Here is an 8,254-nt window from a genome sequence, read left to right on the forward strand (position 1 = left end):
CTCAGCCCCGCAGGCGCCGCTCGGTCGCGAGCACTCCGAGCGAGAGGATGCCGTTGCGCAGCCGCCCCTCCAGCACGCCCTCCACAGCCTCGGCCAACGGCACCCATTCCAGACGGATGTCCGCCTCCTCGTCCTCGCGCTCGAAGGCGGACGGGGCCGCCTCGATGCCCGTGGCCAGGTAGATGCGGATCATCTCGTTGTTGCCGCCGGGCGTCGTCCACGTCGACACGAGTTGCTGCCAGTCGCGCGCTCGGAGGTCGGCCTCCTCGGCCAGCTCGCGCTGGGCTGCGATCATCGGGTCCTCGCCCTCGATGTCGAGGAGGCCCGCGGGCAGCTCCCAGTCCCGGTGGCGGATCGGATGCCGGTACTGCTGGATCAGCAGCACGCGTCCGTCGTCGTCGAGGGCGACGACGGCGACAGCGCCGGTGTGATCCACGTACTCGCGGACGATCTCGCCGTCACCGTACGCGACGCGATCGGAACGGACATCCCAGATCCAGCCCTTGTAGACCAGGTCGCTCTGGAGGACCTCCGGCTCGAAGGGCTCGTCCCGCAGGGCCTCACTCATCTTCGACGTCGAACAGCTCGCTGGCGCGGTGACGGTCGATCGCCGCGCCGATGAGTCCGCGGAACAGCGGGTGCGGATCGGTCGGGCGCGAGCGCAGCTCGGGGTGAGCCTGCGTGGCGATGTAGTACGGGTGGACATCGCGGGGCAGCTCGACGAACTCGACGAGGTCGAGCTCGGGGTTGAGGCCCGAGAACACGATCCCGGCGTCCGACAGCCCCTGACGGTAGGCGTTGTTGACCTCGTAGCGGTGACGGTGGCGCTCGGAGATCTTCGTGGTGCCGTACACCTCGGCCGCCAGCGACCCCTCGGCGAGGGCGGCTTCGTACAGCCCCAGGCGCATGGTGCCGCCGAGGTCGCCGCCGTCGAGGATCTCGACCTGCTCGGCCATCGTCGCGATGACGGGCTCCGAGGTCTCGGGGTCGAATTCGCTCGAGGACGCACCGGCGATGCCGGCCATGTTGCGGCCGTACTCGATCACCATGCACTGCAGGCCCAGGCACAGGCCGAGCGTGGGGATGCCCTGCTCGCGCGCGAACTTCAGAGCGCCGAGCTTGCCCTCGATGCCGCGGATGCCGAAGCCGCCGGGCACGCAGATCCCGTCGAGGTCGGACAGGGCCTTGGCCGCGCCCTCGGGCGTCTCGCACGAGTCGGACGGGATCCACCGGATGCTGACGTGCGCCTCGTGGGCGAAACCGCCGGCGCGCAGCGCCTCGGTCACGGACAGGTAGGCGTCGGGCAGGTCGATGTACTTGCCGACCAGGCCGATCGTCACCTCGTGCTTCGGGTTGTGGACGGCCTGCAGCACCTTCTGCCAGCGCGACCAGTCGACCTCGTCCGCAGCCTTTCCGTCGAGACCGAGACGTCGCACGATGTACGAGTCGAGGCCCTGGTCGTTCAGCGTCGACGGGATGTCGTAGATGCTCGGCAGGTCGACCGTGTTGATGACGCCCTCGGCGTCGACGTCGCACATGAGGGCGATCTTGTTGCGGTTCGACTCGCTGACGGGCCGGTCGCTGCGCAGCACCAGTGCGTCGGGCTGGATTCCGACCTGGCGGAGAGCTGCGACGGAGTGCTGGGTGGGCTTGGTCTTCTGCTCGCCGGAGGCGCCCATGAACGGCACGAGCGAGACGTGCACGAAGAAGACGTTGTCGCGGCCGAGCTCGTGGCGCAACTGCCTGGCGGACTCGAGGAACGGCTGCGACTCGATGTCGCCGACGGTTCCGCCCACCTCGGTGATGATGACGTCGGGGCGCGGCTCCTCGGTCGCCTGCAGGCGCATGCGGCGCTTGATCTCGTCGGTGATGTGCGGGATGACCTGCACGGTGTCGCCGAGGTACTCGCCGCGGCGCTCCTTGGCGATGACCTGGGAGTAGATCTGGCCGGTGGTGACGTTGGCCGCCTGCGACAGGTTGATGTCGAGGAAGCGCTCGTAGTGCCCGATGTCGAGGTCGGTCTCCGCGCCGTCATCGGTGACGAACACCTCGCCGTGCTGGAACGGGTTCATCGTGCCGGGGTCGACGTTCAAGTACGGGTCGAGCTTCTGCATCACGACGCGCAGTCCGCGCGCGGTGAGGAGGTTGCCGAGGCTCGCAGCCGTCAGGCCCTTCCCCAACGAAGAAACGACACCACCAGTCACGAAGATGTGTTTGGTCGTGTCGTTGTCGGGCCGCGCCTCAGAAGAGTTCATCACGGGCTTCAATCCTAACAGTTCGCCGGGGCCGAAAGGCTGAGCAGTTCACGGGCATGGGTGAGTGCGGCGTCGGAGTCCGCGAGACCCGAGAGCAGTCGGGCCATCTCGGCCTCGCGCTCGGGTCCGTCCAGGCGCCGGACGCTCGACGCGGTGACGGCGCCGTCGTTGGACTTCACGACCGACAGGTGATTCGACGCGAACGCCGCGACCTGCGCCAGGTGGGTGACGGCGATGACCTGCGAGGACTCCGCCAGGCGGGCCAGGCGCCGCCCGACTTCGATGGCCGCGGCGCCGCCGATGCCGGCATCCACCTCGTCGAACACGAACGTCGGCACCGGATCGGTGCCCGCGATCACGACCTCGATCGCCAGCATCACGCGGGACAGCTCGCCGCCCGACGCGCTCTTGGCGACCGAGCGCGGTTCGGCGCCGGGGTGCGGTGCGAGGAGGATCGCGACATCGTCGCGCCCGTGCGAGCTCTCCGCGCCCTCGCGGACGGCGACCTCGAGCCGGGCGTCGGGCATAGCCAGCGCATGGAGTTCTTCGGTGACGGCGGCGCCGAGCCGGGATGCCGCTTCGCTGCGCGCGTCCGTCAAGGCGGATGCTGCGGCGTCGAGCGCCTCGCGCGCGGCATCCCGCTCGCTCTGCAGCCGCTCGAGGCGGTCGCCGTCGTCGTCGAGTTCGGCGAGCCGGTTCGACCCGCTCGACCAGAGCTCGAGCGCCTCATCGAGGCTGCCGTGCGTGCGGACGAGAGTCGTCAGCGCCGCGCGGCGCTCTTCCACGGCGGCGAGCTCGTGCGGCCCCGATTCGTCGAGATCGGCGAGGTAGGCGGACAGCTGCAGGGCGAGGTCGGAGAGCCGGTAGCCGACGTCGGCGATGCCCTCGGCGATGCCGGCCAGCGCGGAGTCCGCGGAGCGTTCGAGGTGGCGCCGCGCCTCGGCGACGAGCGCCGACGCATCGGGTTCGCCCTCCTCGCTGGAGATCGCTCCCCTGGCGAGGGACGCCGCGACCCGCAGCTCCTCGGCGTTCGCGAGGCGCTCGGCACGCTCGGCGAGGACGACATCCTCCCCGGGTTCGGGCGCCGTCGCCTCGATGAGCGCCAGCTGCTCCCGGAGGCGAGCAGCCTCCTCGGCACGGCGATCCCGGTTCTCGGACAGATCGGTGATCTCGGCATCCAGCTCGCGCCACCGCGTGTACGCGCTCGAATACGTCTCGAGGGCTGCGGCGATCGGGGCGCCGCCGAAGCGGTCGAGGGCGTCGCGCTGGGCGGCCGCCGAACGCAGCCGCAGCTGCTCGGACTGGCCGTGCACGACGACGAGTTCATCTGCGAGCGCCGACAGCACGCCGGCGGGAGCTGCACGGCCGCCGACGCTGGCGCGGCTGCGCCCTTCGGCGCTGAGGGTGCGCGAGACGTAGAGCTCGCCCTGCCCGGTCCCGCCCTCGCCGGATCCGAACTCCTCGAGCTCGCCTCCGGCATCCGCGACGATGTCGGCGACGGCGCCGGAGGCGGGGACGACCCAGACGCCGGCGACGGACGCCTGATCGGCTCCGGCGCGCACGGCCCCCGAGTCGGCACGGTTGCCCAGCAGGAGTCCGAGCCCGGTCACGACCATGGTCTTCCCCGCGCCGGTCTCACCCGTGATCGCGGTGAAACCCGGTCCGAGCGGCAGGACGGCGTCGTCGATCACGCCGAGGCCGCGCATCCGCATCTCCTCGATCATGAGGACGCTCCTCGCCACCCCGCCACCGGGAGCTGGAACTTGCGGACGAGACGGTCGGTGAAGGCCGCCGGGTGCAGGCGCGCGAGACGAACGGGGCGCGACGACCGCCGGACGACGACGCGGGCTCCGGGCGGCAGGTCGTGGGAGCGCCGTCCATCGCACCACAGGATGCCGGTGCCGCTGGTGCGCTCGAGCATCTCGATCGCCACGGAAGCGTCGGGGCTCACGACGAGGGGGCGGGCGAACAGCGCGTGGGCCGACAGCGGGATCACGGTGATGGCTTCGACGCTGGGCCAGATCACCGGCCCTCCGGCGGAGAAGTTGTAGGCGGTCGAGCCGGTCGGCGTGGAGATGACCATGCCGTCGCAGCCGTAGCTCGACAGGGGCCGGCCGTCGATCTCGACGACCACCTCGATCATGCGCTCCCGGCTCGCCTTCTCGACCGTGGCCTCGTTGAGCGCCCAGGTCTCGTAGACGACGTCGCCGGCGGCATTCTTGACGCGCACGGCCAGCGCCATGCGCTCCTCGACGACGTAGTCGCGGTCGATGACCCGCTGCACGGCGTCGTCCATCGCATCGCGCTCGATCTCGGCGAGGAAGCCGACATGGCCCATGTTGATGCCGAGCACGGGCGCGCTGCGCGTGCTCCGGACGAGCTCGGCCGCCCGCAGGATCGTGCCGTCGCCGCCGAGGACGATGGCGAGTTCGAGGTCGTCGACCGCGACGTCGTCGATCAGCACGTCGACGTCTGCGAAGCCTCCGTCGACGGCGGACAGCTCGGTGCGGTCGTCGATCGAGAGAACGGGGCGCGCGCCGGCGCCGCGGAGAAGATCGATGACGCGACGGGCTGCGGCGACCGTGTCGTCCCGGCCGGCGTGAGCGACGACCAGGATGTTGCGCTCGTTCATCGTCCTCCTGCCAGCTCGTCGATGCGTTCCGTCCATTCTGTCGGATTGCTGCCGCGTCCGGGCGCCATGTGGACGAGGAACTCGGCGTTGCCGTGCGTGCCGAGGATCGGCGACGCGATGATGCCGAGCATCCCGAGTCCGGCATCCCAGCCGTGCCAGACGACGCGCGCGACGGCATCCGCGCGCGTCGCCGGGTCGGTCACGAGACCGCCCCTGACCGCGGTGCGCCCCACCTCGAACTGCGGCTTGACGAGGACGACGATGTCGGCATCGGATGCCGCGACGGCGGCAGCGGCGGGAAGGATGTGCTCGAGCGAGATGAACGAGAGGTCGCCGACGATGAGCTCCGGCGCGCTGGTCTCCCCGGTCGCCTCGGCGAGGCTCTGCGGCGTCATGTACCGGACGTTGAAGCCCTCGACCTCGACGACGCCGGGATCGGCCGCCACGGATGCGGCCAGCTGCCCGTGACCCACGTCGACCGCGAGAACCGTGCGCGCGCCGCGTTCGCGGAGCACCTGGGTGAAGCCGCCGGTGGATGCCCCCATGTCGAGCGCGAGCCGGCCGGATGCTGCGACGTCGAACGCATCGAGGGCGGCAATGAGCTTGTGCGCGCCCCGGCTGACGTAGTGATCGGACGCGGCGACGTCGATGACGGCGTCGTCTGCGACCCCGGCCGAGGGCTTGATGATCTGGCGTCCGTCGACGCTGACCAGTCCTGCTGCGATCAGCGTCGAGGCGTGCGTGCGCGAGCGGGCGAGTCCGCGCGCGGCGAGAGCGGCGTCGAGGCGCGTCACCGGTCTCCTGACGGCGATGCGCCCGGCGAATCGAGTCTGGCGCCCGCCTCGAGCCGGCGGAACAGCTCGTCGTGCACGGCGGTGTAGGCCTCGGCCCTGGCCGCCAGCGGCTGGCCCTCGATCAAGCGCAGACGGCTCCACAGGCCATCGGTCGGCTGCGGGGTCTGGTCGTTCACGCCTTCCACTGTACGTGCCTTCGGGCGCGGAGACGCCGAGGCGCGTCAGGGCCGGTGGAACGGGTCGTCGTAGAGCTTCTCGGGGACGTCGAGCACGAAGATCGGCGTGCCCGAATCCCAGATGGCGTGGGCGCCGGCGCGGACGAGGTCGATGTGCCGCTTTCCCTCGGCGAGGATCTCGACGTCTCCTCCGACGACGCGCACCGTTGCCCCGTTGACCGTCACGGCGCCGTTCCGGCGCTCGACCGTCGGGTACGGCTCATGCAGTTCGCGCAGGTCGCTGAGCACATAGGTCGGACGCGAGCCCTCGGGGGCGGCGAGGACGTGCTTGGGCCGGTCGATCCCGGTCAGCACGAGCGCGGAATCGATGCCGACACGCGCGGCCCCGAGGATGTCGGTGTCCAGGCGATCCCCGATGAAGAGGGTCTTGTGTGCGTCGAAGCGGGCGATCGCCTCTTCGAAGATCGGGACCTCCGGCTTGCCCGCGACGGTCGCGAGGCGGCCGACAGCGGTGTGCACGGCAGAGACCAGAGTGCCGTTGCCGGGGGCGACGCCGCGCTCGCGCGGGATCGTCCAGTCGCTGTTGGTGGCGATCCAGGGGATGCCGCCCTCGTCCTCGGGCACCTTGAGCGCGAATGCCGCCTCGGCCAGGTCCGTCCAGGCGACCTCGGGTGCGAAGCCCTGGACGACGGCATCCGGCGCGTCCTCTGCGCTGCGGGTGACCCGGTAACCGGCCTTCTCCGCCTCGACGACGAGCCCCTCACCCCCGACGATCAGCAGCGTCGCTGGAGCGGGCACCATGGTGGCGAGCAGGCGCATGGCCGCCTGCGGACTGGTGACGACATCCTCGGCGGCGACGGAGAGACCGAGCTCGGTGAGGTGGCCGGCCACCGACGCATCCGTGCGCGACGCGTTGTTGGTGATGTAGCCGACCCGACGGGTTTCGGCGACCCGGTTCAGGCTCTCGACCGCGTGGGGCAGAGCGCCGGGACCGGCATAGACGACGCCATCGAGGTCAGCGAGGACGACGTCGACGCCGTCCAGAGGTGTGGGGCGCGCTTTGGAGAAGAGTCCCACTCAGGATTCCTCACCCTCGATGAGGCCGTCCTCGATGAAGATCTCCTCATGGTCTTCGTCGTTCAGGCCCAGCGCGTCGGCAGCGACCTCGGCACGAGCGGCCCAGAAGGATGCTTCGTCGTCTCGCCCGAGGTCTTCAAGTACCGCCGCATGCGCGCTGAACAGCGCGGGGCTCCACTCGAAGGCGCGGTCGGGGTCGAGCTCGGGGATCTGCAGCTCGCCGAGGGCGAGTTCTGGCTCGCCCTGGTCGAGGCGGGCACCCGACATCGCGATCGCCAACGCCACGCGTACGGGCGTCGGCAGAGCGCTGCGGTCGACCGCACGACCGGCCTCGAGGGCGCGGTCGGGGCGTCCGACGCCGCGCTCGCTGTCGACCATGAGCGCGATCTGGTCGTCCTTGCCGGAGATCCGACGATAGGTGCGGAGCTCGCGAAGCGCGAGGGCGAAGTCGCCGGTGGCATACGCGGTGATGCCGAGCGTCTCACGGACGATCGCGATGCGACCGGCGCGACGGGATGCCGCGAGAGCGTGCTTGTGGGCGAGCTCGGGGTCCTCGTCGATGAGCTGCGCGGCCATCGCGAGGTGTCGCGCCACCTGCTCCGCGTTCTCCTTGCTCAGAGTCTTCAACTCATTGCGCGCCGCGTTCTGCAGATCCTTCGCGGTGACCTCTTCGGGAACGACCGGGTCATCGTGACGCGGACGATCCTCGGACCGACGATCCGGGCGCTCACGGCCGGCACCCCCGCGCTGCGGGAAGCCGCGGCCATCACGCTGGCTGCCGCCTTCGCGATGCTGGTAGCCGCCCTCCCGACGGTCGCCATCACGACGCGGGGCACCGCCGTCGCGACGCGGCGCAGCACCATCACGACGCTGGTAACCGCCCTCCCGACGGTCGCCATCACGTCGCGGGGCAGCACCATCACGACGCTGATAACCGCCCTCACGACGGTCGCCATCACGACGCGGGGCACCGCCGTCGCGACGCGGCGCAGCACCATCACGACGCTGGTAGCCGCCCTCACGGCGGTCTCCATCACGACGCGGGGCACCGCCGTCGCGACGAGAGGCGCCGGAGCGCCCGGTAGGAGAAGAGCGATCAGGGCGTGGCCGCCGAGGGCGGTCTCCAGGGCGGTTGTCGTCGTCGCGTCGCGGTCGGCGCTCGTCGTCGTTCGGCATGTCCTGATTCTCTCAACTCTTCTGTTAACGCAAAATGGCCACCCTGCGTTGGGTGGCCATTTTGACTAAAAGGAGTCCGGCGGTGTCCTACTCTCCCACAGGGTCCCCCCTGCAGTACCATCGGCGCTGTGAGGCTTAGCTTCC

Annotated in this window: 9 protein-coding genes and 1 rRNA gene; 1 reads left to right on the forward strand and 9 read right to left on the reverse strand. The window is 70.5% G+C overall.

Annotated elements, in window-relative coordinates; all coding sequences use genetic code 11:
- Position 1: 1 nt before the first annotated feature.
- From KEC56_RS13575 to KEC56_RS13610, 8 genes are read right to left on the reverse strand one after another with little or no spacing between them, the layout of a single operon-like run.
- Positions 2–568, reverse strand: coding sequence for an NUDIX domain-containing protein (locus tag KEC56_RS13575; protein ID WP_227531362.1), 567 nt, complete (start codon positions 566–568; stop codon positions 2–4).
- A complete protein-coding gene (gene pyrG, locus KEC56_RS13580; protein ID WP_227531370.1) occupies positions 561–2,255 on the reverse strand; it encodes a CTP synthase in 1,695 nt (564 codons plus the stop codon). Before pyrG ends, KEC56_RS13575 begins: the two co-directional genes overlap by 8 nt.
- A gap of 14 nt (positions 2,256–2,269) precedes the next feature.
- Positions 2,270–3,979: a DNA repair protein RecN gene (gene recN / locus KEC56_RS13585; protein ID WP_227531363.1), complete on the reverse strand. Its 1,710-nt coding sequence runs from the start codon at positions 3,977–3,979 to the stop codon at positions 2,270–2,272.
- Positions 3,976–4,887: an NAD kinase gene (locus KEC56_RS13590; protein ID WP_175987488.1), complete on the reverse strand. Its 912-nt coding sequence runs from the start codon at positions 4,885–4,887 to the stop codon at positions 3,976–3,978. The genes recN and KEC56_RS13590 overlap by 4 nt, the downstream gene beginning before the upstream one ends.
- Entirely contained in the window at positions 4,884–5,681 is a 798-nt protein-coding gene (locus tag KEC56_RS13595) for a TlyA family RNA methyltransferase (protein ID WP_227531364.1), read from the reverse strand. The genes KEC56_RS13590 and KEC56_RS13595 overlap by 4 nt, the downstream gene beginning before the upstream one ends.
- Positions 5,678–5,857, reverse strand: coding sequence for a hypothetical protein (locus tag KEC56_RS13600; RefSeq protein ID WP_175987485.1), 180 nt, complete (start codon positions 5,855–5,857; stop codon positions 5,678–5,680). Before KEC56_RS13600 ends, KEC56_RS13595 begins: the two co-directional genes overlap by 4 nt.
- Before the next feature lie 45 nt (positions 5,858–5,902).
- Positions 5,903–6,934 (reverse strand): HAD-IIA family hydrolase, encoded by a 1,032-nt coding sequence (locus KEC56_RS13605; protein WP_227531365.1) that lies wholly within the window; start codon positions 6,932–6,934, stop codon positions 5,903–5,905.
- The gene (locus KEC56_RS13610; RefSeq protein ID WP_227531366.1) at positions 6,935–7,528 is read right to left on the reverse strand and encodes a hypothetical protein; all 594 of its coding nucleotides are present in this window, start codon (positions 7,526–7,528) and stop codon (positions 6,935–6,937) included.
- On the opposite strand from KEC56_RS13610, the gene KEC56_RS13615 reads away from it, so the two are divergent.
- Positions 7,517–8,179: a hypothetical protein gene (locus KEC56_RS13615; protein WP_227531367.1), complete on the forward strand. Its 663-nt coding sequence runs from the start codon at positions 7,517–7,519 to the stop codon at positions 8,177–8,179. The two genes, KEC56_RS13610 and KEC56_RS13615, sit on opposite strands and share 12 nt — an antisense overlap.
- A 5-nt stretch (positions 8,180–8,184) precedes the next feature.
- On the opposite strand, the gene rrf is transcribed toward KEC56_RS13615, so the two are convergent.
- Positions 8,185–8,254: ribosomal RNA gene (gene rrf / locus KEC56_RS14150) — 5S ribosomal RNA — on the reverse strand; the annotation flags it as partial.

This window comes from Microbacterium tenebrionis, assembly GCF_020682665.1.
In the GTDB taxonomy this organism is placed as follows: Bacteria; Actinomycetota; Actinomycetes; order Actinomycetales; family Microbacteriaceae; genus Microbacterium; species Microbacterium tenebrionis.

What these genes read in the sequence shown, in the direction of transcription:
- KEC56_RS13575 (WP_227531362.1), bottom strand. Translation starts at nt 568, where the DNA reads ATGAGTGAGGCCCTGCGGGACGAGCCCTTCGAGCCGGAGGTCCTCCAG.
- pyrG (WP_227531370.1), bottom strand. Translation starts at nt 2,255, where the DNA reads ATGAACTCTTCTGAGGCGCGGCCCGACAACGACACGACCAAACACATC.
- recN (WP_227531363.1), bottom strand. Translation starts at nt 3,979, where the DNA reads ATGATCGAGGAGATGCGGATGCGCGGCCTCGGCGTGATCGACGACGCC.
- KEC56_RS13590 (WP_175987488.1), bottom strand. Translation starts at nt 4,887, where the DNA reads ATGAACGAGCGCAACATCCTGGTCGTCGCTCACGCCGGCCGGGACGAC.